General features: G+C 64.7%; 27 protein-coding genes. 9 read left to right on the forward strand and 18 right to left on the reverse strand.

The annotated features are described in order from the left end of the window. Window positions 1-2 precede the first annotated feature (2 nt). The 4 genes from flhB to FNV92_RS12295 all read left to right on the forward strand — a co-directional run bounded on the left by flhB (window position 3) and on the right by FNV92_RS12295 (window position 5947). Complete coding sequence (gene flhB / locus FNV92_RS12280) at window positions 3-1082, forward strand: flagellar biosynthesis protein FlhB (RefSeq protein ID WP_143840778.1); 1080 nt, start codon at window positions 3-5, stop codon at window positions 1080-1082. Between the two features lie 154 nt (window positions 1083-1236). Beyond that, entirely contained in the window at window positions 1237-3819 is a 2583-nt protein-coding gene (gene cckA / locus FNV92_RS12285) for a cell cycle histidine kinase CckA (RefSeq protein ID WP_143840777.1), read from the forward strand. A gap of 229 nt (window positions 3820-4048) precedes the next feature. Further along, a complete protein-coding gene (locus FNV92_RS12290; RefSeq protein WP_143840776.1) occupies window positions 4049-5080 on the forward strand; it encodes a Tim44 domain-containing protein in 1032 nt (343 codons plus the stop codon). A gap of 159 nt (window positions 5081-5239) precedes the next feature. After that, window positions 5240-5947 (forward strand): glutathione S-transferase, encoded by a 708-nt coding sequence (locus FNV92_RS12295; protein ID WP_143840775.1) that lies wholly within the window; start codon window positions 5240-5242, stop codon window positions 5945-5947. Between the two features lie 462 nt (window positions 5948-6409). Here the strand turns inward: FNV92_RS12295 and FNV92_RS12300 are convergent, their stop codons facing one another. Together FNV92_RS12300 and FNV92_RS12305 are read right to left on the reverse strand one after the other, a co-directional pair. Then, window positions 6410-6583: a hypothetical protein gene (locus tag FNV92_RS12300; RefSeq protein WP_015684977.1), complete on the reverse strand. Its 174-nt coding sequence runs from the start codon at window positions 6581-6583 to the stop codon at window positions 6410-6412. 109 nt (window positions 6584-6692) lie between these two features. Beyond that, window positions 6693-7166, reverse strand: a complete 474-nt coding sequence (locus FNV92_RS12305) for a hypothetical protein (RefSeq protein WP_015684978.1) — start codon at window positions 7164-7166, stop codon at window positions 6693-6695. Between the two features lie 224 nt (window positions 7167-7390). Here FNV92_RS12305 and FNV92_RS12310 point away from each other — a divergent pair, with 224 nt between their 5' ends. After that, entirely contained in the window at window positions 7391-9046 is a 1656-nt protein-coding gene (locus FNV92_RS12310; RefSeq protein WP_143840774.1) for a fumarate hydratase, read from the forward strand. 158 nt (window positions 9047-9204) lie between these two features. Here the strand turns inward: FNV92_RS12310 and FNV92_RS12315 are convergent, their stop codons facing one another. The 6 genes from FNV92_RS12315 to FNV92_RS12340 form a co-directional block, all read right to left on the reverse strand. Continuing rightward, window positions 9205-10125, reverse strand: a complete 921-nt coding sequence (locus FNV92_RS12315; protein ID WP_143840773.1) for an SH3 domain-containing protein — start codon at window positions 10123-10125, stop codon at window positions 9205-9207. Window positions 10126-10144: 19 nt separating this feature from the next. Then, a complete protein-coding gene (locus FNV92_RS12320) occupies window positions 10145-10441 on the reverse strand; it encodes a hypothetical protein (RefSeq protein ID WP_143840772.1) in 297 nt (98 codons plus the stop codon). 107 nt (window positions 10442-10548) lie between these two features. Beyond that, on the reverse strand, window positions 10549-11103 hold the full coding sequence (locus FNV92_RS12325) for an inner membrane-spanning protein YciB (RefSeq protein WP_015684982.1): 555 nt from the start codon (window positions 11101-11103) through the stop codon (window positions 10549-10551). Window positions 11104-11115: 12 nt separating this feature from the next. Then, window positions 11116-11691, reverse strand: a complete 576-nt coding sequence (locus FNV92_RS12330; protein WP_143840771.1) for a hypothetical protein — start codon at window positions 11689-11691, stop codon at window positions 11116-11118. Window positions 11692-11767: 76 nt separating this feature from the next. After that, window positions 11768-12007, reverse strand: coding sequence for a hypothetical protein (locus FNV92_RS12335; RefSeq protein WP_143840770.1), 240 nt, complete (start codon window positions 12005-12007; stop codon window positions 11768-11770). A gap of 150 nt (window positions 12008-12157) precedes the next feature. Next, window positions 12158-13555, reverse strand: coding sequence for a carotenoid oxygenase family protein (locus tag FNV92_RS12340; protein WP_143840769.1), 1398 nt, complete (start codon window positions 13553-13555; stop codon window positions 12158-12160). Window positions 13556-13664: 109 nt separating this feature from the next. On the opposite strand from FNV92_RS12340, the gene FNV92_RS12345 reads away from it, so the two are divergent. Both FNV92_RS12345 and FNV92_RS12350 read left to right on the forward strand, forming a co-directional pair. Continuing rightward, complete coding sequence (locus FNV92_RS12345; RefSeq protein WP_143840768.1) at window positions 13665-14378, forward strand: TetR/AcrR family transcriptional regulator; 714 nt, start codon at window positions 13665-13667, stop codon at window positions 14376-14378. A gap of 198 nt (window positions 14379-14576) precedes the next feature. Beyond that, window positions 14577-15044: a DUF6321 domain-containing protein gene (locus FNV92_RS12350; RefSeq protein ID WP_244623802.1), complete on the forward strand. Its 468-nt coding sequence runs from the start codon at window positions 14577-14579 to the stop codon at window positions 15042-15044. Here FNV92_RS12350 and FNV92_RS12355 read toward each other — a convergent pair. Continuing rightward, complete coding sequence (locus FNV92_RS12355) at window positions 15041-15649, reverse strand: hypothetical protein (RefSeq protein WP_168213736.1); 609 nt, start codon at window positions 15647-15649, stop codon at window positions 15041-15043. The genes FNV92_RS12350 and FNV92_RS12355 overlap by 4 nt on opposite strands. A 163-nt stretch (window positions 15650-15812) precedes the next feature. Between FNV92_RS12355 and FNV92_RS12360 the strand changes: the two genes are divergently transcribed. Further along, entirely contained in the window at window positions 15813-16379 is a 567-nt protein-coding gene (locus FNV92_RS12360; RefSeq protein ID WP_143840766.1) for an SET domain-containing protein, read from the forward strand. A 10-nt stretch (window positions 16380-16389) separates the two neighbouring features. On the opposite strand, the gene FNV92_RS12365 is transcribed toward FNV92_RS12360, so the two are convergent. Genes FNV92_RS12365 through FNV92_RS12385 form a run of 5 tightly spaced genes read right to left on the reverse strand, consistent with a single transcriptional unit; the run spans window position 16390 to window position 22445 of the window. After that, window positions 16390-18000 (reverse strand): response regulator, encoded by a 1611-nt coding sequence (locus tag FNV92_RS12365; RefSeq protein ID WP_143840765.1) that lies wholly within the window; start codon window positions 17998-18000, stop codon window positions 16390-16392. Beyond that, entirely contained in the window at window positions 17997-19766 is a 1770-nt protein-coding gene (locus tag FNV92_RS12370; RefSeq protein ID WP_244623714.1) for an ATP-binding protein, read from the reverse strand. Before FNV92_RS12370 ends, FNV92_RS12365 begins: the two co-directional genes overlap by 4 nt. 5 nt (window positions 19767-19771) lie before the next feature. Then, complete coding sequence (locus tag FNV92_RS12375) at window positions 19772-20761, reverse strand: ATP-binding SpoIIE family protein phosphatase (RefSeq protein ID WP_143840763.1); 990 nt, start codon at window positions 20759-20761, stop codon at window positions 19772-19774. A 2-nt stretch (window positions 20762-20763) separates the two neighbouring features. Continuing rightward, window positions 20764-21537 carry an ATP-binding protein gene (locus FNV92_RS12380; protein WP_334266094.1) on the reverse strand — a complete coding sequence of 258 codons (774 nt, stop codon included), beginning with the start codon at window positions 21535-21537 and terminating at the stop codon, window positions 20764-20766. 2 nt (window positions 21538-21539) lie between these two features. Continuing rightward, complete coding sequence (locus FNV92_RS12385) at window positions 21540-22445, reverse strand: STAS domain-containing protein (RefSeq protein ID WP_143840762.1); 906 nt, start codon at window positions 22443-22445, stop codon at window positions 21540-21542. A gap of 277 nt (window positions 22446-22722) precedes the next feature. Here FNV92_RS12385 and FNV92_RS12390 point away from each other — a divergent pair, with 277 nt between their 5' ends. Next, window positions 22723-22902 (forward strand): hypothetical protein, encoded by a 180-nt coding sequence (locus tag FNV92_RS12390; protein WP_015684996.1) that lies wholly within the window; start codon window positions 22723-22725, stop codon window positions 22900-22902. A 68-nt stretch (window positions 22903-22970) separates the two neighbouring features. Here the strand turns inward: FNV92_RS12390 and FNV92_RS12395 are convergent, their stop codons facing one another. From FNV92_RS12395 to FNV92_RS12410, 4 genes are all read right to left on the reverse strand, one after another. Then, a complete protein-coding gene (locus FNV92_RS12395) occupies window positions 22971-23600 on the reverse strand; it encodes a ferric reductase-like transmembrane domain-containing protein (protein WP_143840761.1) in 630 nt (209 codons plus the stop codon). A gap of 19 nt (window positions 23601-23619) precedes the next feature. Further along, window positions 23620-24111 (reverse strand): peptidase associated/transthyretin-like domain-containing protein, encoded by a 492-nt coding sequence (locus FNV92_RS12400; RefSeq protein WP_015684998.1) that lies wholly within the window; start codon window positions 24109-24111, stop codon window positions 23620-23622. Between the two features lie 185 nt (window positions 24112-24296). Further along, window positions 24297-24695 carry a hypothetical protein gene (locus FNV92_RS12405; protein ID WP_143840760.1) on the reverse strand — a complete coding sequence of 133 codons (399 nt, stop codon included), beginning with the start codon at window positions 24693-24695 and terminating at the stop codon, window positions 24297-24299. Between the two features lie 36 nt (window positions 24696-24731). Next, entirely contained in the window at window positions 24732-24962 is a 231-nt protein-coding gene (locus tag FNV92_RS12410) for a hypothetical protein (protein WP_143840759.1), read from the reverse strand. Window positions 24963-24974 lie beyond the last annotated feature (12 nt).

A 24974-nucleotide genomic window follows, 5' to 3' on the forward strand; every position in this document is an offset into this window, starting at 1 on the left:
CGATGTCGGACGACAAGGATCCAGAGAGCCAAACAGAAGACCCGACACAAAAGCGTCTCGAAGAGGCGCTCGAACGCGGTGACGTCGCCAAGAGCCAGGAGATCAACACCTGGTTCATGATCGCGGGCGGCACGCTCGTGGTCTCGACCTTCTCGGGATCGGTCGGCAGCGGGCTGCTGACGCCGATGCGTGGCTTGCTCGCCAATTCCTGGATGATCAAGACCGACGGCAAGGCCCTGCTGGCGTTGATGCAGCAGATCGAATTCGCGGTGCTCGCGGCGGTCGGCGTGCCGCTGATGATGCTGGCGCTGGCGGCGATCGCCGGCAACATGCTCCAGCACCGGCTGGTGTGGTCGGCGGAATCCCTCAAGCCCAAATTCAGCAAGATCTCGCCCGCCGCGGGCTTCGCCCGCATCTTCGGCAAGCAGGCGGCGGCAAACTTCCTGAAAGGCATCGGGAAGCTGACCGCGATCAGCGTGGTGATGACCATCGTCCTGTGGCCGGAACGGCACCGCATGGAGGCGATGGTCAAGCTCGACCCGGCCGCCCTGCTGGGCGCCACCACCAGCATGACCATCCATCTGCTCGGTGCCGTGGTCGCCGCGCTCGCGATCGTCGCCATCGGCGACTACTTTTTCCAGTATCGCAGCTGGTTCCAGCGGCAGAAGATGTCGCTCCAGGAGATCAAGGAAGAGTTCAAGCAGTCCGAAGGCGACCCGCACATCAAGGGCAAGCTCAGGCAGTTGCGCCAGCAACGCTCCAAGAAGCGCATGATGGCGGCGGTTCCCAAGGCTTCCGTGATCATCACCAACCCGACCCACTATTCGGTGGCGCTGTCCTACGAGCGCGGCATGTCGGCGCCGATCTGCGTCGCCAAGGGCGTCGACAACCTCGCTTTCAAGATCCGGGAGATCGCGAGGGAGCACGACATTCCGATCGTCGAGAACGTGCCGCTGGCCCGCGCGCTTTACGCCACCGTCGAAATCGACCAGGAAATCCCGACCGAGCACTACCATGCGGTCGCCGAGGTCATCGGTTACGTGATGCGGCTGAAGCGCGGATTCAGCGCCGGCCGCGGATAAAACCCCCGAAAAGTACCGGAAATGGCTGTAATCTGGGAATCAGCGTACCTTTCGCCCTTGCTGCCCTTGCGCCTGCGGGTCCGATTCAGGCAGGGAGGACCCTGCGCGCGGCGTAGCGCGTTGATTCTCTGCCGACAGGCTGTGCCAGCTTGAGATGACTGCCGAGACCGACCACGACCTCCCACGCGAGCCCGTTGCGGCGCACGAGCCGTCGCCGCGCTCGGGCAGCATTGCGCTCGTGCTGCTGGTGGCGGCCGGCCTCGTCGCGGTCGCCGTCGGGCTGATGACGCTCGGGCGGGTGCAGGCGCAGCCCTACATTCTCGGCATCCTCGCCGTGCTGGCGATGGTCGGCCTGTTCAACCTGTTCGCCTTCGCCGCCGGCATCATCCGTTTCGTCGACCGCAATCTCGACGATCCCGTGATGGGCCGCATCGCCGACCACGCCTTCGACGGGCTGGCGGTGACCGACCCGCGCGGCCACGTAATCTATTCCAATGCGGCCTATCTGACGCTGACCGGTGCCACCGGTCCGCAGGACGTGCGTCCCGTGGAGCGCGTCTTCATCGGCAACCCCGACGTCTCCGAAGCCGTGTTCCGTCTGCTGAAGGCGGCTCGCGAAGGCAAGCGGCAGCAGGAGGAGGTCCGCATCTCCGGCCAGGACGGCAGCCAGGGCCGCTGGCTGCGCATGCGGGTGCGTCCGCTCGGCACGGGAAAGCGCGAGACGCGCTATGCGGTGTGGTCGATTGCCGACATCACCCGTGATCGCGAGCGCCAGGAGGACGTGTTCCAGGAGCTCCAGCATGCGATCGAATATCTCGACCACGCGCCGTGCGGCTTCTTCTCGGTCAATCCGGCCGGGGAGCTCGCCTATGTCAACGCGACGCTGGCGAACTGGCTCGACTACGATCTGGCCGAGATCGGCTCGGGCGGGCTGAAGCTTACCGACATCGTCTCGGGCGATGGCGCCTCGCTGTTGACGTCCATCGTGGCGGTGCCGGGCGAGGTGAAGACGGAAGTTTTCGACATCGACCTGCGCATGCGCACCGGCAAGACCATGCCGGTGCGGCTGTATCACAAGCTCGCCTTCGGCGCCGACGGGGCGCCGGGGCCGTCGCGCACGCTGGTCATCAGCCGCGCCCGCGACGAGCGCAGCGATCCGGACCGCGCCGCCGAAGTGCGCTTCATGCGCTTCTTCGACCACACGCCGATGGCGATCGCGACCGTCGACCGCGGCGGCAACGTCGTGCGCGCCAATGCGCGCTATGCCAAGCTCGGGCAGGCGCTCGGGCTCGACAGCGCCAGCAAGTCGATCTTCCGTGCGGTCAGTTCGCGTGACCGTCATCTGCTGATTGCGGCCATCAACCAGGCCGCAGAAGGCAAGGCCGACATCGCGCCGGTCGAGGTCGCCCTCGAAGGGACCAAGGAGCGCTGGGGCCAGTTCTTCGTCACGCCGGTCGACTCGGCCGAGAACGACGCCGAAGCCGCCATCGTGCACATGCTCGAGACCACCGAGCGGCGCGCGCTGGAGAACCAGATCAACCAGTCGCAGAAGATGGAGACCGTCGGCCAGCTCGCCGGCGGCATCGCCCACGACTTCAACAACGTGCTCTCCGCCATCATGATGGCGAACGACTTCCTGCTGAACGCGCACAAGCCGACCGATCCGTCGTTCCAGGACATCATGCAGATCAAGCAGAACGCGACGCGTGCCGCCACGCTGGTGCGGCAGCTGCTGGCGTTCTCGCGGCGGCAGACGCTGCGGCCGCAGGTGCTCGATCTCGGCGATGCGCTCTCCGACCTCGCGATGCTGCTGCGCCGGCTGATCGGCGAGAAGGTCAAGCAGGAGACCATCCACGGCCGCGACCTCTGGCCGGTGAAGGTCGACGTTTCCCAGTTCGAACAGGTGATCGTCAATCTCGCGGTCAACGCGCGCGATGCCATGCCCGACGGCGGCAAGCTGATCATCCGCACCGCCAACGTCACCGCGGAAGAAGCGGCCAAGCTCGCCTACAAGGGCATGCCGGCCGCGGACTATGTGCGGATCGAGGTCGCCGATACCGGCACCGGCATTCCCGCCGACATCCGCGACAAGATATTCGAGCCGTTCTTCTCGACCAAGGAAGTCGGCAAGGGCACCGGCCTCGGACTCTCAACGGTCTACGGCATCGTCAAGCAGACCGGTGGTTTCATCTACGTCGATTCCGAGCCGGGGCAGGGCACCTCGTTCCAGATCTTCCTGCCGCGCCATCATGCCGAGCCCGAAGCGCAGGTCGAGCAGCCAGCGGCTGTGGCCAGCGCGACCAATGGCGCCGCCAAGGACGCTGCGCCCGCGGCGGAGGCGAAGCCGCGCACAGATCTCACCGGACAGGGGACCATCCTGCTGGTCGAGGACGAGGAGGGCCTGCGCGCGCTCAACGCACGCGGCCTGCGCTCGCGCGGCTACACCGTGGTCGAGGCCGAGAACGGCGTCGAGGCCATGGAGATGCTGGAGGAGCAGGGCGGCGCGATCGATCTCGTCGTCTCCGACGTCGTGATGCCGGAGATGGACGGCCCGACGCTGCTCAAGGCGATGCGAGAAACCAATCCCGACATCAAGTTCATCTTCGTTTCCGGCTATGCCGAGGACGCCTTCGAGAAGAGCCTGCCCGAAGGCCAGCAATTCGACTTCCTGCCAAAACCGTTCACGCTCAGCCAGCTCGTGGCGGCGGTGAAGGAGACGATGGTGAAGCAGGGGTGAGGCTGAGTCGCGGTGACGGCTTTGATGGAGCTTCGCTCGCCAGGACGAGGGAGAAAGCGGAAATCCCGGCCAAGACCGGTACCCCGCGACCATAGTTCCGCCGCAGGTCTGGCCAAACCCTCGTCAAATATGGGCTTTTGCCGCATCCCCGCGACTGAGGGCCGCAGCCATGCGTTCCGAAACCGGCTTCCTTTTTCGGGAAGTCTGCCCATCTTAGGAGCACGTCCCCATGCCGGGGATTTGGGAAACGAACATGAATTTCTCGCAACGCTCCCGCAATCTCTTCAAGACGATCGCTGTCGTGCTGGCGCTTGCGCTGCCGACTGCACTGGCGATCTCGTCCGCCGACGCGCGGGTCGGTGGCGGCATGTCGTCAGGTTCGCGCGGCTCGCGGACCTATTCGGCGCCGCCCTCGACAACGACCGCGCCGGGCTCGGCTTCGCAGTTCAACCGCACCTACACCCAACCGGGCGCAGGCATGAATTCGGCCGCAGCCGCGCCCGCGCGCGGCGGCCTGTTCGGCCGTGCCGGCGGCTTCATGGGCGGCCTCGCGGCCGGCTTCCTCGGTGCCGGCCTGCTCGGCATGCTGTTCGGCGGCGGCCTGTTTGGCGGCCTCGGCGGCCTGTCGTCGATCCTCGGCCTGATCATCCAGATCGTGCTGGTGGTGGTCGTGGTGCGGCTGGCGATGTCCTGGTGGCAGCGCCGCCACACGCCGCAGGCGGCCTATGCCAACGCTGATGCGAGCGCCGGTCAGGGTCCGCAGCCGAACTATCGCAGCGGCCTTGGCGGCGGCGCCACTGGTGGTGGCCTTGGCGGCGGTCTTGGCAGCTTCGGCTTCGGTGGCGCCAACAACGCGCCGCTCGAGATCAAGCCTGACGACTACGAGGCGTTCGAGCGCCTGCTCGGCGATGTCCAGGCCGCCTGGTCGAACGAGGACGTGGCCAAGCTGCACACGCTCGCGACGCCGGAGATGGTCTCCTATTTCGAGCAGGACCTCGGCAAGAACCGGGCGCGCAACGTCGTCAACAAGGTCACGAATGTGAAGCTGTTGCAGGGCGATCTCGCGGAATCCTGGCGCGAAGGCGAGACCGACTACGCCACAGTGGCGCTGCGCTTCGCTCTCACCGACAAGACGCTCGACCGCAACACCGGCGCGATCGTCGAGGGCAGCGAGCAGCCGGGCGAGGCCACGGAGGTCTGGACCTTCGCCCGCCGTCCGAACAGCGCTTGGGAATTGTCGGCGATCCAGCAGACCAACTGATCGCCTTCGAATTGAAGACAAGGGCGTCGTGCTTCGGCACGGCGCCCCTTTTCGTTTGTGTGGCTTGAGCTCTCTCCTTCGTCACGGAGCCCCACCCTGACGGAACCGGCAGCCGCGTGTTAGATTGGTCCGGTCGCCCCACATGCACGGACCCCTCCCATGAAATACGAGCTCTACTATTGGCCCGAGATACAGGGCCGCGGCGAATATGTGCGGCTGGCGCTGGAGGAGGCGGGTGCGGCTTACGTGGACGTCGCGCGCGGTCCGCGCGGCTCCGGCGCGATGATGAAGATGATGGAGGCGCACAAGGGGACGCCGCCCTTTGCGCCGCCGTTCCTGAAAGCCGGCAAGCTTGTCATCGGTCAGACCGCCAACATTCTGCTTTATCTCGGCGGCCGTCACGGGCTCGCGCCGAAGACGGAAGCGGGAAAGCTCTGGGTGCACCAGCTTCAGCTCACCATCGCCGATCTCGTGCTGGAGATCCACGACACCCATCATCCGCTCGGACCATCGCTCTACTACGAAGACCAGAAGCCGGCGGCCAGGAAGCGCACGGCCGAGTTCTGGAGCGAGCGCGTGCCGAAATATCTCGGCTATTTCGAGCAGCTCCTTACCGACAATGGCGGCGCCTATGTCACCGGACGCAGGCTCACCTATGTCGATCTCTCGCTATTCCAGATCGTCGCCGGGCTGCGTTACGCCTTCCCCAGGCGCATGAAGGCGTTCGAGGCAGACATCCCCGGCCTCGTCGGCCTGCACGACCGGATCGCCGGGCGGCCGAACATCAAGGCCTATCTTGCGAGCGAGCGCCGCATTCCGTTCAACGAGCAGGGCATCTTCCGCCGCTACAGGGAGCTCGACGGCTAGAGCGATTTCGAGCGAAGCGGATGCCGGTTTGCATGAAGAAAACGCGTCAAAACAAGATGGGCTAGCCGGTCCGGAGAGAGGCTGGCGGCAGCCCCCGTTCCGGACCGGCCGTTTCGGGCGCGATTAATCGCCCGAACGCGTCATGGCTCCCGAGCGTCTGTGAACGCTCCGGACCAGATCGCTCGTTTGAATCGTCGGGGACGGGGGAGAGGTCGTGCTCGTCTGGGCAGGGGGGCTTGCAGAACATCGTCGCGACTCCCGTTGCGTGGGTGCGGACGCTGTCTAGCGGGGGCCGCACGCGGTGGCGTCGCCCGATTAGAGGAGCGCGCGCGTTTTTCTGGGAGGTCTCGGCTTATCGCAGAGAGGCGTGATGCGTGCTCACGGCGCATCCGGCAAAGATCTGGCCGGACGCGCGAAAGGCCCGATCGACCGGATCGGGCGCTTCGTCTTCGGCGCGCTCGATCAGGCGAGCTGATCGATCCGCGTGCCCTGACCCGGCGGCAGCGGCGCCGGCGGCGGCGGCTTGTAGGTCGGGTCGTTGTCCTTGGTCTTGGCCTGGTCGTCCTGCTGCTTGGTCGTGTCGTAGCTCGGGACCACGATCGCGATCGGCGGCGGCGTAACGGTAGAAACGCTCATCCACAAATCCTCACATATGGAAACAATTGACCTTGCGCTGCCAGGCGCGAAACTTCCGTCAAGCCAATCGTTAAAATGCGAGGGATCTGGTGCGGTGGAAGGCGCGCTTCTATTCGTCCTTGCCGCGCGTAATCGCGATGGACGCATCGGTCTTGGTGCGGGTGCATTCCATATTGAGCCGCCGGTAGCGCATGGCGACCTTGTCACCGCGGAGCAGTCCCATCCGCTTGAGGCAGCGTGTCGCGCCGGTCGTGGTGTCGTCCTTGGTCACGGTGAAGACGATCGCCGCCATCGAGCCCACCAGCGCAAAGAACTCCGGCTTGGGCTTGCGATCGCCCTTGGCATAGAGCTCGATGGAATATTTATCGCCGCGGCAAGCTACCGACAGCTCCTTGGCGAGCGGGTGCGTCAGGTAGACGACGTTTGCTGCCCGGAAATTCACCTTGAGGCGATCGACCTGGTTTGCCAGCTCCTTGGCGCTGTCGTCGCAGCGGTCGGCGCGCGCGGGTGAGGCGAGGGTCACAAGTCCGGTGATGGCGGCGGCGACCAGGATCGCGCCGCGGAAGTGCAGTTTGAAAATCATGATGAAAAGCCCCTTAGGGCGCGCATTCAACCGTCGTCGCACGCGGAGTGCAAGGGGGGCACCTCGGTCTTCCCACGCATCATGATGGCCCCGGCTTGCCGCCGACAGCCGCCGAATCGGGATGCCCTGGCCGCGCCGTAGCGCCTTCCCTTTGCGGCAAAAAAGCTTAGAACGCTTCCATGCTGAGAGGCCCGCGAGGGCTCCAAAACCCCGAGATCCGCCCCATGAACGCTCCCACCGCTTTCCCCGACCAGTCCAAGCCCGTTCCGCCCTACAAGCACACCCCGCTGTTCCCGCTGGGCAAGGACGAGACGCCCTACAAGAAGATCACGGCCGAGGGCGTGCGGATCGAGAAGGTCCTGGGCAGGGACATGCTGGTGGTGTCGCGCGAGGCGCTGCGGGCGCTGTCTGAGGCGGCTTTCGGCGACATCAACCATTATCTGCGCCCCGGCCATCTGAAGCAGCTCCGCGCGATCCTGGAGGACGGCGAGGCCAGCCCGAACGACAAGTTCGTGGCACTGGACTTTCTGAAGAACGCCAACATCGCTGCCGGCGGCGTGCTCCCGATGTGCCAGGACACCGGCACCGCGATCATCATGGGCAAGAAGGGCTGCAACGTCATCACCGACGGTGACGACGAGGCCGCGCTGTCGGAAGGCGCGCGCGATGCGTATCTGCGCCGTAACCTGCGCTACTCGCAGGTCGCGCCGCTCTCGATGTACGAGGAGAAGAACACCGCCAACAACATGCCGGCGCAGTGCGAGATCTACGCCGAGGGAGATGACGCCTACAAGTTCATGTTCATGGCGAAAGGCGGCGGCAGCGCCAACAAAAGCTTCCTGTTCCAGGCCACGCCCTCGGTGCTGACCAAGGATCGGCTGCTCGCCTTCCTCAAGGAGAAGATCCTGACCCTCGGCACCGCGGCATGCCCGCCCTATCACCTCGCCATCGTGATCGGCGGCACTTCGGCCGAGCTCTGCATGAAGACGGTGAAGCTGGCGTCGGCCCGCTATCTCGATGCGCTGCCGACCCACGGCTCGCCCGACGGCAACGCCTTCCGCGACGTCGAGATGGAGCAGGAAATCCACAAGATGACGCAGTCGCTCGGCGTCGGCGCGCAATTCGGCGGCAAATATTTCTGCCACGACGTGCGCGTGATCCGCATGCCGCGTCATGGCGCCTCGCTGCCGATCGGCCTTGGCGTGTCCTGCTCGGCCGATCGCCAGGTGCTCGGCAAGATCACCAAGGACGGCGTCTATCTCGAGGAGCTCGAGCACAACCCTGCGCAGTATCTGCCGCAGGTCGAGCAGTCGCTCGGCGGCGAGGTTGTCAAGATCGACCTCAACCAGCCGATGAAGGACATCCTGGCGACGTTCTCGAAGTTTCCGATCAAGACCCGGGTCTCGATGACCGGCACCATGATCGTCGCGCGCGACAGCGCGCATGCCAAGCTGCGCGAGCGCCTTGAGAAGGGCGAGCCGCTGCCGGATTATTTCAAGAACCACCCGGTCTACTACGCGGGTCCCGCCAAGACGCCCGAGGGCTACGCCTCCGGCGCGTTCGGCCCGACCACGGCCGGCCGCATGGATTCCTTCGTCGACCAATTCCAGGCCGCCGGCGGCTCGATGGTGATGGTGGCCAAGGGCAACCGCGCGCCGGCCGTGCGCGAGGCGTGCAAGAAGTACGGCGGTTTCTATCTCGGTTCGATCGGCGGTGCTGCGGCGAATCTCGCCGAGCACTGCATCAAGAAGGTCGAGGTGCTCGAATATCCCGAGCTCGGCATGGAAGCGATCTGGCGCATCGAAGTCGTCGACTTCCCGGCGTTCATTATCATCGACGACAAGGGGAACGACTTCTTCAAGGAGTTGAATTTGGGCTGAGATTTCACACCGCGCTTATGCGTGGGTGATTGTGCCTATGCGTCCACAGAATACCGTCATGCCCGGGCTTGTCCCGGGCATCCACGTTCTTGGTGCCGCGAACAAGACGTGGATGGCCGGGACAAGCCCGGCCATGACGATGCGGAAGCTTCAGGGCCTCAACTGCAATTCGTGACCTGGTTGGAGCACAGACCGCGCCACCAGCCGCGGACGCCGTCCTGGCTCTCGACCAGGCCCCAGAGGCCGCTGCAGGCGAAGATGCGCTTCGGGCCGCCGTCCGTGTCGATCGGGCCGCCGAGCTCGCGCTGGGCGGGCATCCATTTGGCATCGACGAAGGGCGCCTGAAACAGTCCGCCCATGCGGGTCGCGCCGTTGGCATAGGCGGCGCCGACCTTGTTGGAGGCGACCCAACCGCGGCCGGCATAGGGTTTCGGCGCGCTGCGTGGATATCGTTTGTCGTCCTCGTAATCCTTGCCCGGCGGCTTGGCGCCTTCGATCAGAAACCAGCCGTCTCTGAATCCGATGATGCGGAATTCGGTGAGCCAGCCGCCGTCGGGCGTGTTCTCGGCGCCGCCGAGCTTGAGCCGGTAGGGCGGCGGCAGCGTGCCGAGCACGCGCGCCTTGGTTGATGGCTCGGCGCGCACGTTGAGGCCATCAGGATCCTTGTCGATGGACCAGGCGCCGAGGTCGCAGGGCTCGGTGCCTGAAGGCAAGCTTGCGCGCTTACCGGCAAGGTCGGCATGCAGCTTGGCGAAATCGGTGTCGTCGTTGTCAGGATCCGGTCCGGTGCGCGGCTTCAGCTCGGCCGAGATCGCGCGCGTCGCATCCGGTGTGAGCGTGACGACGAGCGTCTGGCGCGCAGCGAACACGCTTGCCGGGGTCTTTGGATCGTTCGACGTGGCGGGATCAAGTGCGAGGTAGCCGGTCGCGCCATCGGTCCGGTAGGCGGAGCCTGCGACATAGCCTGCGGGTACCATGGCGAGCGCGCTTGCGCGCCACGCCGGTTCGGTGTCATCCGCATGGGCCGCTTGTGTCGCGACGCAGAGGAGCGTTGCCGCGATGAGACGGAGAATGCGCATGGTTGCCTGATACGCGGCTTTACGCCTTCGTACCGGTGAACGGGAAACTGCCCATCGGGCCGATGCCCATTTCGCCGCTCATGCTGTCGCCGGAGACCTTTCCGATGAACTCGAGCGTCAGCGGCATCGGCTTGTCGATCGAGACTTTCCAGTTGACGGCGTCGCCGCTGATGGTGCCGTCGAAGATCTCGGCGGAGTTGCCATCGGCGCCCTGGGTGCCCGTCAGCGTGCCGCCGGAGCTCGACAGGGTCAGCGTCGCCTGGCGCTCGCCCATCGGTGTCGTCATGGTCAGATTCCAGTTGCCGTCCACGGCCATTCCCGTCTCCCGAACAAATCCCGGCGGGCTACGACGATCCGCAGCCAGTCCTGGGCCGAGCGTATAGCGCAACTTGTCGCGGCTGCCTAACCCCGCGTGAGCGGCAATCAGGCGCGGGCCGCAGCACGCCGGCGGCTGGTGACGACGAGCCGGAGCACGATGTACTGGACGGCAAAGGCGAGGATCTTGGCGCCGCCTGCGACGACCGAGATATAGAATGCCCACAGCTTCAGATCGCCGGTCGAGGCAACCACGATCGTGCCGGCGCCAATCAAGAACATCAGCGCGGCCCATACATAACCCGCGGCCGTTACATATTCAGGGACTGTTTCCGTCACGATCGGCGGCATGTAGCGCAGCATCCAGCCGCGCTTGAGCATGATGGTCCCGATCGCAAAATGCGCGATCGCAGGCTTTGCCAGCATGAAGCGGGGATCATTGGTCAACAGCGTAACCGCCCCGAGCACGACGACGAGTCCGAGACTCGCATAGGTCATGAAGCTCAGCTGGTGCCCCTTGACGCGAGCATAGATCACTTGGGCGATCGCACCGGCAATCGCCACCGATGTCGCGAGGATGACGTTGTCGGTGACGAGATAAATGATCAGGAAGATGATCGCCGACAGGAAGTCGGAAGCGAGGCGGGCGAATACGTCCTTCATCGTCGATCCTGTTCAGTGAGGGGTGGGCAGTGCGCCGGCCAGCTTACCGTACTTGATTTGGCAATATTCAGGATACCACTTCGTGAAATAGATCGCACTGTTGCGGGCGGCGAAGGCGACCGCAAGGCCCGACCAGACTGGCAGGCCGGGGAAGCAGAGCAGCACGATGTTCGCTGCCATCATCAACAGCGCGGCCGCAGTCCAGGCACCGGTGATGATGTAGTTGGCAGTGAGGAAGCCGGGCATCGCCGCGGTCTCGGCGGGGACCGCTTCAACCGCATATTGCAGCGTGAAGGGACGGCGAACAAGCATCGAGCCGAGCGAGATCACGACGATTCCGATATCGACCGACAGCTTGACGCCGAGCGTGCCGAGCGCGGGATCGACCAGCGCGAGGGTGAGGCCGATGGCGGCGAAGACGATCGCCGGGCCCGCGGCCAGGATCTTCACGGAGCGGCCGCGCGCAACGTCGATCGCGATGGTGGCGAGGCAGATCGCGGCGGCTGCGAACACGCTTGAAGTGGCCGACGTCACCAGCATCAGGAAAGAGTAGGCGGCGTAGGGCGCGAGGATCAGGAAAATCGCCATGGATGGCCTCGGTCAGGCTAATCTTTACGGTGTCAAGATCGATAGTCGAGCCGGTCCGGCGGGTCAAGCGAAATCTTTACAGTGTCAAAATGACGTAAGTGACCTCCAAAAGATGAAGTGCGGCAACGGCTTGGTCGGACGCCTCTTGGGCGAATTCCGCCCAGGGCAGGCGCGACAGGAGCGGCAGTCCGGTGGCGATCAGGAGGCCAATGGCGAGCAGGATGCCGCCGTTGAAAATGGTCCGGCTGCTCCGCTGGAGCCGGTTCGTCCGGAACGCGAGCGCGGCGAGGCAGTCCGTGATTGAGGGCAGGTGCATGGGAGGCTCCTCTTCTGTCCTTCCGGGGCGACGCGACGCGTCGAGCTCTGATGCGCAATTGCGCATCGGAGAATCCATCGGGCGTCAGACGTGTGGCAAAATGGATTCCGGCTTCGCGCTAACGCGCGCCCCGGAATGACGAGGGGAGAGCTACGCCGCCCCCACCCAATTGCCGTGAAAGCCGTCGGGCACGCGATGGCCGAGCTGCACCAGCGCGACGGGGCCCGCCTCGACGTCGGTGGCGTTGAATACGGCAAGGTCGCTGCGGTTTTCCCGCGCGCGCCAGACAACCGCGAGCAGCCAGCCGTCGCCTTCGGCCGCATCCCTCGCGCGCTCGACGAACACCGGCTCGGAGATGGTGTCGCCGGCCGGCAGCAGATATTGGCCGAGCCGCCTGCCGTTGCCGTCGGCATGCACGATGCCTGACAGCGCGCCGAACATCGGCAGTTTCGGATTGGCGCAGGCGTACCAGCCGTGATGGTTCTTCAGCCCCGCGCGACGGTCGTCGATGCGGGGGAATTCGCCGGTGAGATCGTCCAGATACGTCTGCTGGAAGCGGTCGGTATTGCCGGAGAGATCGAACGTCCAGCGGCAGTGGCGCGCGCGCGATTTATCGGGATCGGTCGGCCGGCCGTCGGGATGCGGAAACAGCGGCGCTTCCTCGAACTGCATGACGTCGGCGACGATGCGGCCATCGTCCTCCCACGCATTCATGACGTGGAAGACGTAGCAGGCCTCGGCGCGAAACCAGACGATGTCCTTGGCTGCGCCGTTGCGCTTCATCACGCCGACATAGGCGCCCTTGTCCGGCTCCCAGGCATAAGGCGGCCGTCCGCTCATGGCGCGCTCCATGCTGCCTGTGATGGGGAGGATCGGAAACAGCACGTGGTTCTCGGTGACGATGAAGTCGTGGACCATGCTGGCATAGGGCGCCTCGAAGCGTTCGAACCGCGTCGCCTTGCCTGTTACATCGATCGATCCCCAGGAGAGGGAAGGCGTCAGCGGTCCCGCCGCGTTGTAGCCGAAGAACACGAGCTCGCCGGTCGCGGGATCGGTCTTCGGATGCGCGGTAAAGCTGCCGGCGACGCGGCCCTGATAATTGTGATAGCCGCGCGTTGCCAGCGTGCCCGGCTCGATCTCGGTCGGCAGGTGCGCTTCTTCCAGTGCGAGCAATTTGCCGGCATGGAAGATGATGTTGGTGTTGGCGACGCCGCCGTCGGTGAGGTTTTGCGGTGCATCCGGCAGCTTGCGGCCGAAGCCGCCGAACAGCGCGCGGCCGGCATCATGCTCGGCCAGCCATTTTGGCGTGCGGACCCAGCGGTTGCGATAGCTGGCGCGGCCGTTTTCGAGATGGAAGGCGTGCAGCATGCCGTCGCCGACGAACCAGTGCGCGCCGGGCGCGTCGAACTGCGGATTGGGGCCGTTGCGATACAGCGTGCCGTTCAGGTCCCGCGGCAATTCGCCGACGATCCTGAGGAAGGGCGCGTCGGCCTCGAATGGAATCGGCCCGAGATTGTTGCGGCGCTCGATGATGGCGTCCGGCTGCACGGCGTATCCCTCCGTTTATCTTTACATCGTAAAGATCAAATAGAGCCAATCGCGGCGCCGGTCAAGCGAAATCTTTACACTGTCAATATTGCGTCATATAGCTGGGTCCATGGCCAAGTCAGAAACGGCGCGTCGCCCGCGCACTTCGAAGAAAACGTCCTCGGCATCGTCGGCGCCGCCCCGCACCGCGAGCGCGAAGACCGAGGCGCCTTATCATCACGGCGCCCTGCGCGAGGCGTTGCTGCAGGCGGCCGAGCGGGTGCTGGAGCGCGACGGGCTTTCCGGCCTGACCTTGCGCGCGGTGGCGCGCGAGGCGGGCGTGTCGCACGCTGCACCCACCCATCATTTCGGCGACCTCACCGGCTTGCTCAGCGAGCTCGCCGCCGTCGGCTTCCGCCAGTTCAACGCCGCGATGGCGTCCTCCTGCGATGCCGCGACCACTCCGATGGAGCGCGCGCTGGCGCGGCCGAAAGCCTATGTCGCCTATGCGCAGGCCCATCCCGGCATGTACGGCATCATGTTCCGCACCGAACGCCTCGATTATTCCCGGCCGTCGCTGCACGAGGCGGCCGAGGCCTCCTTCGCCGGGCTTGCCAACGCCATCGGCATGATGCGGCAGGAGCAGATCAGCGAGGACTCGCTGACGCTGAACCAGGGCGCTGCGATCGCGCGCGCCTGGTCGATGGTGCACGGTTTCACCATGCTGCTGCTCGACGGACGGCTCGAGGACATCATGGGGCGCCTGCCCGAGGGCACCACGCCTGAACGACTGTTCGAGGCAATGCTGACGGCGCCCATGAGCGGGAAGCTGCCGGGCCCCTGATGGGTCGGCCCGAACGCAACCCTTGCCACCGTCGGGCGTTGACGCCGCATGGCAAGAGCACCCCGCGCGCCCTGGAAACGCGCCAGCCCGCGCAAACGCACGGGCAAGGCGTCAAAGCATCTTACGCCCTCGCAGAAATCGGCGGCAAAGGCACGCGCGCGCCGCGCCGGCCGCCGCTATCCGAATCTCGTGGACAACATGCGCATGGCAGCGAAGAAAAACACCAAGGCGAAATCCGCAACGAAGAAATCCGCGAAGGCGCGCAAGCGCAAAACCTCGACCAAGGCCGTGAAGAAGGGCGTCAAGAAGACTGCACGCAAACGCGGTACATCGGCGAAGCAAAAGGACCCGCGCGGCGGCCTGACCGCCGCGGGTCGCAAAGCCTTCGCACGCGAGCAAGGCGCGCATCTAAAGCCGGGTGTCACCAAGCGTGACTCCGAGATGACGCCGCAGGAGATGCGGCGCAAGGGAAGCTGGGCAGTGCGCTTCTACGGCCGCGCGAAGCTGCCGCCGCTGGTAGATGCCAGGGGGAGGCCGACGCGGTACGCTTTGTCGGCCCACGCCTGGGGCGAACCCGTTCCGAAGACGGTGGCGGCGGCCCGGCGCATCGCCGCCCAGGGAGAGCGGCTGTTGGCCCGTTACCACCGCGCCAAGGCAAAGACCTAGCGCCGCGTCGCGAGCTGGACCGCGCGGCCGCTGGTGCCGATGATCTTTACCTCGTCCCTGTCGCAGTTGAAGCCGCGGGCGACCTCGTCAGCCGCGTTGCGGGCAAGCTCATTGGCGTTCGGATTGGCTGTCGCGTCGACATAGGCAACATGGCAGACCGGGCCCGGCGGCAGCCGCGTCACGACCAGCATGGCCTTGGTGTTCGGCCGTCCCTGCTTGTCGAGGTCGGTGCCGTCGGCGATGTGCCAGCGCTGGATGATCGCGAATGGCTTTCCACCCGCCGCGCGCCACTCGATGGTGATCTCCGACGAATTGAACGGGCCGAACCAGACCTTCGCCGCCGGCTCCTCGCTCGCGGCCTTGCGATTGCGGCCGACCGAGACGATTTCGCGCAAATCGTCCTCCGAGATCAGCACCATGAGCCCGGCCTTGCCCGGGCAGACCCGCGTGGTGCTGCCGTCAAGCTCGCTGGGTTTGCCGATCTGGCGGCAATCCTTTGGCGCGGTGGAGGTGTAGGTGCTGCTGCCCAGCGATTGGGCGTCGGCATTACCTGCGTTCGAGCAGGCAAGCAGCCCGGCCAGGCAAATCAACGCAATACGCCCCATGATGACGCCCTGATGCAGCGGGAACTCCGTACCATCAGACGTCTTCATTGTGGGCAAGGTTCAAACAGAGGCGGGATATACCTGACAGGGCCGAGGAATCGTTCTAGAAGAGCGGCTTCGCTTGAGGCATCGGGCCTCGTTTGCGTCCTCATTTTTCTCGATCATGCCAGCCATCGCTTCCAGCAAATCCTATCGTGTCGGCCGTTCCAAGACCGGACTTGGCCTCTTCGCCACCATGCCGATCAAGAAGGGGACCCGGATCATCCGTTATTTCGGACCGATCCTGGACTCCAAGATCCCAGCGCATGACGAGATCGAGAACAAGTATCTGTTCGAGCTCAACAACCGCTGGACCATCGACGGTTCGGTGCGCAAGAACCTCGCCCGCTACATCAACCATTCCTGCCGGCCCAACGCCGAATCCGACGTTAGGCCGCGCGAGCGCAAGGTTTTCATCCGCGCCATCAAGAACATCGAGCCGGGCGACGAGATCAACTACGATTACGGCACCGATTATTTCAAAGCCTATCTGAAGCCGATCGGCTGCAAGTGCGACTCGTGCGAGAAGAAGCGCAAGAAGCTGCGCGCAGAGGCGCGCGCCGAACGCGCCAAGGTGAAGGCCCGCGCTGAGCGTAAGGCGCTGAAGGCTGGCGCGAAGGGCGCGCTCTCGAAAAAGAAGAAGCTGAACGGCAAGCATTTCGGCGGCAAGGTCGGCCGGGCGAAGGCGTAGCTTCCGCCGGTCACGGCTTGCTGGAGCTGACTGAATCCAGCGCCATCCGGACCGCGGAGGCGAGCTCGGCAGGCCGGAACGGCTTGCGAAGAAACGGTGCGGAGCCCATCGCGGCTTCCAGAGCCGCGGAATCGGCATAGCCGCTGACGAACAGCACGGGGAGGGCGGGTTGCACGACCCGCGCCGCCTTGACGACCTCGGCGCCGTTGGTGCCCGGCATCGAAAAGTCGATGATCATCAGTTGCGGGTTTACCGTCGTCTGCATGGCAAGCGCCGCGTTGCCATGGTCCGCTTCGTGCACCACGTATCCGATCTCGGCCAGGAAACTCGTCATCAGCCCGCGGACGTCGTGATCGTCGTCGACGACCAGGATACGTTCCGCGTGTCCGCTTTCGGCCGCGCCCTGCGCTGCGGCGGCCGTCTCCGTGCCGGCAATCGATCGTCGTAGCGACAGTTGGATCGACGTGCCCTGGCCGACCTCGCTCTTGATGTCGACGTCGCCGCCCATCTGCCGCACCAGCCCGTAGACCTGCGACAATCCAAGGCCCGTTCCCTTGCCGGGTGGCTTGGTAGTAAAGAAGGGATCGAACGCGCGCGCGATCACGTCCGGCGGCATTCCCGTCCCGGTGTCCTTCACGGACAGCGTGACCCTGCGATCGTCGGTCTCGTTGGGGGTCGTCGTGATCGTCAATGTTCCACCGTCCGGCATCGCATCTCTGGCGTTGATCGCCAGATTGAGCAGGCTGACTTCGAGCTGGTTGTAATCGGCGACCACGAAAGGTGCGCCCGCATCGAGATCGGTTTTGATCGCGATATTGGCCCCGAGTGACTGGCTGAGCAGATCGGAGGCGTCCAGGATCAAGCGGTTGAGGTCGACGGACTGCGTCGCGAGCTTCTGGGTCCGCGAGAAAGCCAGCAATTGCGCCGTCAGCTTCGAGCCGCGCTCGGCCGCCTTGAACGCGTTCTCCGCCAGTCTCGTGATGCGTGGTTCTGTCGTACGGGCACGTATCAGATCAAGGTTGCCCACCACGGCGGTCAGCAGATTGTTGAAATCGTGCGCGAGCCCTCCGGTCAACTGGCCGACGGCCTCCATTTTCTGGGCCTGCAACAGCTCGGACTCCGCCTTCTGGCGTTGCGCAATTTCCTGGCGCAGTTTTCGGTTGGCCTTTTCCAGCTCCTCGGTCCGCTCCTGTACCTGCTTGTCGAGCGTCGCATTCAGCGATCGCAACGCGTCCTCGGAGCGGCGGACACGCAGGAGCGCATTGATCGCGGCGGCGAGCTCGAGCGGCTCGGCTGGCTGCACCAGATAGGAATCGGCGCCGGCGTTCAATCCAATGACGCGATGTTCGCTCGCCGTGAAAGTGGCCGACGTTTGCAGCACCATCACTTGCGGCCATTTCTGCTTGATGAAGGAGCAGACTTCGAAGCCGTTGATGTCCGGCAATTGAACGTCAAGGAGAACGAGCGGGGGCATGTGCTGCTCGATCAGTCGTAGCGCCTCCGCGCCGGTCTGGGCCTCGATCACGGCAAATCCGGCGGCCTGCAGATCGCGTGTCTTCACGTAGCGCTGCGATTCGAGGTCGTCCACGTTGAGGATCACGGTCTTTTCACTGTTGCTCATGAGACACCCTGGACGGCGTCGCGCAGGAACGAGGTTACGCTCTCCCGGGAGATCGCGTTCTTGGAGATCAGCCGCACATGCTCGGGCAGCCGCGCCCGGAGCGGGCCGTCGATCGTCATCGACGTCGAGACGACGACGGGGATGCCGTTGGTGCGGTCGTCGGCGGCCAGCTGCTGCAGCACGGTGAAGCCGTCCACCGCCGGCATTTGCAGGTCGAGAACGATGACGTCCGGCTTTTTCTCACGGGCAAGCCGCAGGCCTTCTTCGCCGCCGTCGGCCTCCATGAACTCATAGCGGGTCTCGTTTCCGACGATCTGGCGCATGACGTAACGGAAAGTCTCGTCGTCGTCGATCAGCAGCACGCTCTTGCTGTCGTCGGTCGAGCGAGCCATCGTCTCACGGTCCGTCTCGCCGAGCGAGGCCGGAATCTTCAGCGAGAAGATCGAGCCCTGGCCCGGGTTGCTCTCGACGGTGAGGTCGCCGCCGAGCAGGCGCGCCAGCGAACGTGATAGGGGCAGCCCAAGGCCGGTGCCTTTCACCTTCCTCTGCAGCTTGGTATCGACTTGCGAGAATTCCTCGAAGATCCGTTCGTGATGCTCCGGCGCGATTCCAATGCCGGTGTCGCGGACGGAGAAGATGATGCACGCGCCGTTTTCGCCGGTGCGGGCGGTCACCCGCACTTCGCCTTCTTCGGTGAATTTCAACGCGTTCGAGATCAGGTTGCGCAGGATCTGCGCCACCTTTGCCTCATCGGTGTACAGTGGTTGCAGCTCCTTCGGGGATTCGAACAGCAACTCGACGGCCGTGCTGGTCAGGAGCGGCTTCAGCGCGCCGCGCAGCGCCCCGAACAGGCTCGTGACCGCGAACCGCACCGGCTTGATCTCGGCCTTGCCGGCCTCGACCTTGGCGAGATCCAGCATGTCGTTGACGAGATCGAGCAGGCTTTCCGCTGACCGCCTGATGTAGCCGACCTGTCGCTCCTGTTCCGCCGTCAAATCGCCGTCGATGCGGTCGAGCAGCAGGCGCGACAGCGCCAGCACCGAATTCAGCGGTGTTCTGAATTCGTGGCTCATGTTGGACAGGAAGCGGGTCTTGAGTTCGCTGGCCTGCCGCAATTGTTCGGCGCGGCCGTCGAGCTCGGCGTAGAGCGCCACCACGCCGCGGTTGGTATCGCCGAGCTCCTGGTTGAGCTGCTGGCTTTCCTCTTCGCGGCGCCGCAGCTCTTCCAGGTTCTGCATCAGTTCGCGGTTCTGCTCGCGCAGGGCTGCGAGCGGATCGGACGAGGTCTCCTTCTTCAGGCTGCTGACCACGTCGGTAAGCTTGGCGCGCGGCCACGGCGCAATGTGGGGCGGCAGCTTGTGCCCGACCTCGACGATCGTCCCCTGACCCGGCGTCGACGCGATATTAAACGTGTCCATCAGCCGGCGCGCGCCGATCAGACCGAGGCCCATCCCGCTCGACGAACGGTATTGCCCGTCGAGGATGAGCTGGAGATTGTCGATGCCCGGCCCGTTGTCGCAGATGCGGACGGCGAAGCGCTGCGGAACCGTTCCGGCGTCCAACGCAAATTCGGCGCGCCCGCCACCGGCATAGCCATAGGCGTTGCGTGCGAGCTCGGAGACCGCGGTGGCGATGCGGGTCTGGTCCTGCCGTTCAAATCCCAGCATGTCGGCGACGCGATGAGCGCGTTGCCGGACTGCGACGACATCGCTCTCGTTCTCGATCGGCACGGTGACGATAGGCCACAATTTGGCAGATGCCGGCATGTGCTTCACCATTTACCCACGAGCACGGTCGCGTCGTCGCGAACCCGGGTGAAATCGCGATAGAGAATCGCGGCGATCAGCGACGGGTGCAGGGCCGCAAGATTGGGATAGCGGTCCACCGTCCAGCTCGAGGCCAGACCGTCGGAATGCAGGACGATCAGACCGTGCGAGAAGGGGTAGTCGAAAGTCCGGATCTTGCGCGTATTGAAACCCGCCGTTCCGGCCATTGACACCATCCGCTTGGTCTCGCCGGCGGTGATGATGACGCCCGCGACATTGCCGATCCCGGAGAAGCTGATGTTTTTTGTGGCGGGATCGAAGCGCGCAACCGAGACCGCCGCCCCGCGCGTCGAGCGCAAGCCGCCATGGATGTAGTCGAGCAGGTTGGCGATCGTGTTTCCGTTGTAGCGATGGAATAGCCGGACAGCCTCGACCGCGGCTTCGGCCGCTTCCGGCCCATGCCCCAAGCCGTCAACCACGAGCAGGGTGCGGACCTTTCCGGCATCGGAGACGCTCAAGGCGTCGCCGCAGACTTCTTCGCCGGCCTTGGCAACGGACACACCGCCCCAGGTCGGGACGGTCGGCGGTTTGATGGATGGAGCAGCGCCGGGTGCGACGCGTGCCAGCACGGCCGTCCCCACGCCGGGCCACGAGCCGATGTCGACGAAGTGGGATTGCCGTATCACCGCGCCGAGGCCACGGCCAGCGGTGCCTGCACTGGAATACCCGTCCTCCAGGCATGCGGCGACATTGCTCATGCCGGCGCCCTTGTCGAGCGCGAGGATCTCAATGCCCTGGCTTTCGCTGTCCTCATAGGCTCCGACCAGAATTTCCCCGCCCGACCCGTGCTTGACGAGGTTGGTTGAAAGTTCGGTCGCGACCAGGGCGAGCTTGCCCTTATCGGTCTCGTTGAAGCCCAGGCGCTGTGCGAGATCGGTAGCTGCCCGCCTTGCCTCCGCGACGCCGCTTGGATCGTTGACGCCGACGGATTTCATCATCATTTCCAACGTGCGATTGTGACTTTGGTGCCTGTGCCCGGCGCCGAGACGATGGAAAATTCGTTGCACAACCGCTTTGAGCCGCCGAGACCGAGGCCCATGCCCTTGCCGGACGTGAAGCCGTCCTTGAGGGCCTGCTCGATATCGGCGATGCCCGGGCCCTTGTCGTCGAAAGTCAGGCGGACGCCGCGGCGGCCGCCTTGCTCGACGATCTCCGCGGTCACTTCGCCACCCCCGCCATAGTCGAGCGTATTGCGCGCAAGCTCGCTGGACGCCGTGACGATCTTGGTCTGGTCGACCAGGCTGAGGCCGACTTCAACCGCGAGCGCCCGGGTCAGTTGCCTCACCCGTACCACGTCGTCCGAGACCTTGATCCCGACCCGCTCAGTCTTCGTCGTCGGCATCGTCAGCCTCCGCCCCGCGAGGCGGTCGTGGATCATGGCCATGCCGCGCTCGACGTTCAGCGCGGTCTTCACGCCAGTCAATGAAAGGCCGAGCTCGACCAGGGTGATCGCCACCGCAGGCCGCATTCCAACGACCACCGTGTCGGCGTCGAGGATGCGCGAAACCGCGGCGATATTGTCCAGCATGCGGCCGATGAAACTGTCGACGACTTCGAGCGCCGAAATGTCGATCAGCACACCACGGGCATTGTGCGTGACGATCCTGGCGGTCAGATCTTCCTCCAGCGCCGTCGCAAGCCGGTCGTGCATGTCGACCTGAATGGTGACGAGAAGCGCGTGGCCGAATTTGAGGATTGGGATGCGGTCCATCGTCAGGCGTCCTGCCCGCCGCTCTTCTTGTCCGCAAACGTGTATCCTTCGACGCGCTTCGCCTTGACGATGGTCCGCCCGGTCTGCCGCAGTGCGACCGCGAACGCGTCGGCCAGCGAGGCCTTCGAAATGACGTTCAGCTCGACGCCGAGATGCACCATGGTCTGGGCAATCTGGGGCCTGATGCCGCTGATCAGGCAATCGGCACCCATCAGGCGCGCTGCCGCGACCGTCTTTAGGAGATGCTGAGCCGTGAGTGTGTCGACCGTCGGCACGCCGGTGATGTCGATGATGGCGATCTCGGCCTCGTCGTCGACGATCGTCTGCAGCAGGTTCTCCATCACCACCTGTGTGCGCTGGCTGTCCAGCGTACCGATCAGGGGCAGGGCGAGAATGCCTTCCCACAGCTTGACCACAGGGGTCGACAGTTCGGCAATTTCGCGCTGCTGGCGAACGATCACCTCTTCGCGGCTTCGCTGGAAGATCTCCAGCGTGAACAATCCGAGTTCGTCGAGCAGCGTGGTCAACGTCCAGACCATTGACGCGATCCGCTCCGCGGACAGTGCTCCGTCGCGATTGAGCGCGTTGAACAACGGCTGCTTGAGGGAAAAGACGAATGTCGCGGTTTCGCTGGGGGAGAAGCCCTGCATTGCGCGCGTTCGCGAGAGGTCGGCCAGCATGGATTTGGCCGGCTCGTAAGCGTCGGCGGACGTGTCGGTCCCGCCTTGCGTCAATGCCTCGTGTAGCAAATGGAGGAAGTTCTTGGACTGCGACAGCAGTTCGGCTTCCGAAATGCGCCCAGTATGAAGGATGCCGGCCTTCTTCTGCAGTTCGACCCATTCCGGAAGGATCGCCTTCTCGTTTCGAGACACGAGTGACGCGACGTCACTACCTGGCTGCGCTGCCATTATATAGTTCTCCTTGATTACGCATCGTCGCAGCCGCTCGTTCAGAGTGGCGACACTCCGGTGGCAAATGCGCCCGCCTGCATCCTTCTGAATTGTCGGTATTTTTCGTTGCCCCAAGCAACATGATCGCTCAGCTTGACGGCTGAGACCCCCAATATGCCGGAACGCCAACGCGCGTCGGAACGATTGGTTCCGGGCTTTTCCAAAATTTTCTGCGGCCGATGCCTATGTGCACTTTTAAACATTCAAAGCTGAAAAGAGCAGGCATATTTTACCGATGCCATATCAGGTCAAAGCAGGCTCGTTTCTGATCGTCGCGCCGTCGCTGCCCGCTGCGCTCAAGCTGTACGACGACATGCGAACCGGGTCCGAGGAGGTGTCGATCCGGGACATGGAGGGAAGGGAGATCGATATCGACGAAATCCGTCCGGTCCTCAATGACGGCGAGCCTTCGTAAACTCTGCCGATCCGGTGACCCGGTTTGCCGTGTTGCCTGTTGGCCGAAAGTGGGCATCGCAGCGACAATCACGGTCGTGAGCTGCTCTCTCCAGCCAATGGTCGTGGCTTTCTCCGCACCCAAAGGTCAGCCACGACCTTCAGCGCCGCCGCGAGGACGAGTGCGCAAAGCGCGGCCTTCGACACCGTCTCCATCGTTCCTTCGATCAGCAGGCAATGCACGACACTGCCGATGACGATGACGATCGCGAGGGGGATGTGAGCGATGCGCCACGTTCGCAGCCGCAGCCCCAGTCGCCGGCGCAGGGCAGCCAGCAGCGCGACAGCGAAGATGGCCCACATCGCGATCACGCCAAAGGGGGAGAACGGCGTCGGCGATGAGAAGGTCAGGGCGTCGATCATATCGGGCGGACTGGTGAACCAGAGGCCGACGACATGGACCACCACGGCCACGAGCAGCGCGCCTCCGATCCAGTGATGGGCGCGGCGTCCGCGATAAGCCGACAGTGGCGGCAAATATCCGCCGATCAGCAGAGGCTGAACGAGCACGAGACCCAGCGCAACAATCCCTGCAAACCCGGCCAGGATGTAGACCGGACCGCGCCATGCGAGCAGCGGGCTCATCGCTGCCGCGGCGATCGGCACGCCAACGGCTGCTGCAAGGGCGGCCCAGATCAGGGTCACCTTCGCCAATCTCATTCCTGTGTTCCCAATTCGGTCAGGCCGGCTGAAGGACGAAGTGGGCCTCCAGGCTCGTTTCCCTTGCACTGCGCATCACCGGCCGCAGGAAGACGGTTTTGAATTCACCGCTGTCATAGGCGAGGTGACCGTGCGGCTGGCCGAAGACGGGAATGATCTGCGGCATCTCGAGCCGAAACGCTCCGTTCTTGTCGGTGAGCGTGGCGCCATGGCTCTGCGGCTCGTGCTCCTGCCCTTCGGTCGTGTGCGCCCAGATCTGGATGCGCTGCCCGGCAAGCGGGGTTCCGTCGCCCGCGCGACGCACCGTGCCGCTCATCCAGAAGCCGCCCTTTCCGATACGGTCCACGATCGGCGCGCCCTTGCGGTAGTTGTTCGACCCGCCCGACATCGAATCAGTCGGTGTGAGGCCGTCCGCGCGCGCGGGCAACAGCAGCCCGGAGACGCCGGCTGCGACAACGGAACCGCCGGCGGCGAGGAGGAGTTTGCGGCGGTTGAAGAGGACGTTGGTCATGTCAATTCCTCCTGACGGCGGGGCAATTGCTCCACCGACCGTACAACAACATGCGCGAGAGGCCCAGTTGAGGGAGGCGAACAGGTCAACAGGCCGCAATGACAGTGTTGTGAACGGGCGCGCCGACTTCCCGGCTCTGCGCCGCAATGCCAGGAGCGTTGGGGCGCGTCCGGGGCGCGGGAAGATCACGCCGTCACGACACCGCCGCTTTTGCGCAAGCCCACATATTGCAGCTCCGCGAACACGCCGGTCGCGATCGCTTGTGCGACCACCATCAGCTCGCCGCTAATGTTCGGCGACACCGCGCCCGAAAGCAGCAGCACAATGCTGCCGGCCGTCCAGGCCGCATTGCCGACCACGACCAGCAGCACGAGCAGCCTCGGCACTGCCGAGCGCGCGGCGAGCCAGCCGACCAGCGCAGTGTAGGCGATCAGGAACAGCCCGGTCTCGCGCAGCAGCGCTTCAGGCAGACTAAACAGCGTCGCGAACGCGCCTGCGCCGAAAGTAAAGCCGAGGGCGGCGACGCCGCTGAAGATCGCGTCGGCAAGGAGCGCGCGGCGCAGGAAGGTGGATGCGTCAATCATCGTGGGTCTCCATGGCTGGTTGGACTTGGGGGGGACTCAATGCAGTCCGCGCCACCAGGCGCGAAGCAGGCGGGCGAGGCGGAGCGGGCAGAGACTTCTGCCGACACTGTGCTCGAAGGCCGTGACCCGCGCGACGACGTAGTCGCCGGTCGAATGCAACAGCGGCTCCGGCATGTTGAGGCTGCGCGCCAGCATCCGGGTGGCGAACGCGATGGCCAAGGGGACGAGTTGGTCTGCGACGGTCCGGTAGAGCAGCAACGCGATCATGGTCATCTCCTG

Origin of the sequence: Bradyrhizobium cosmicum, assembly GCF_007290395.2 — a bacterium.
Taxonomy (GTDB): Bacteria; Pseudomonadota; Alphaproteobacteria; order Rhizobiales; family Xanthobacteraceae; genus Bradyrhizobium; species Bradyrhizobium cosmicum.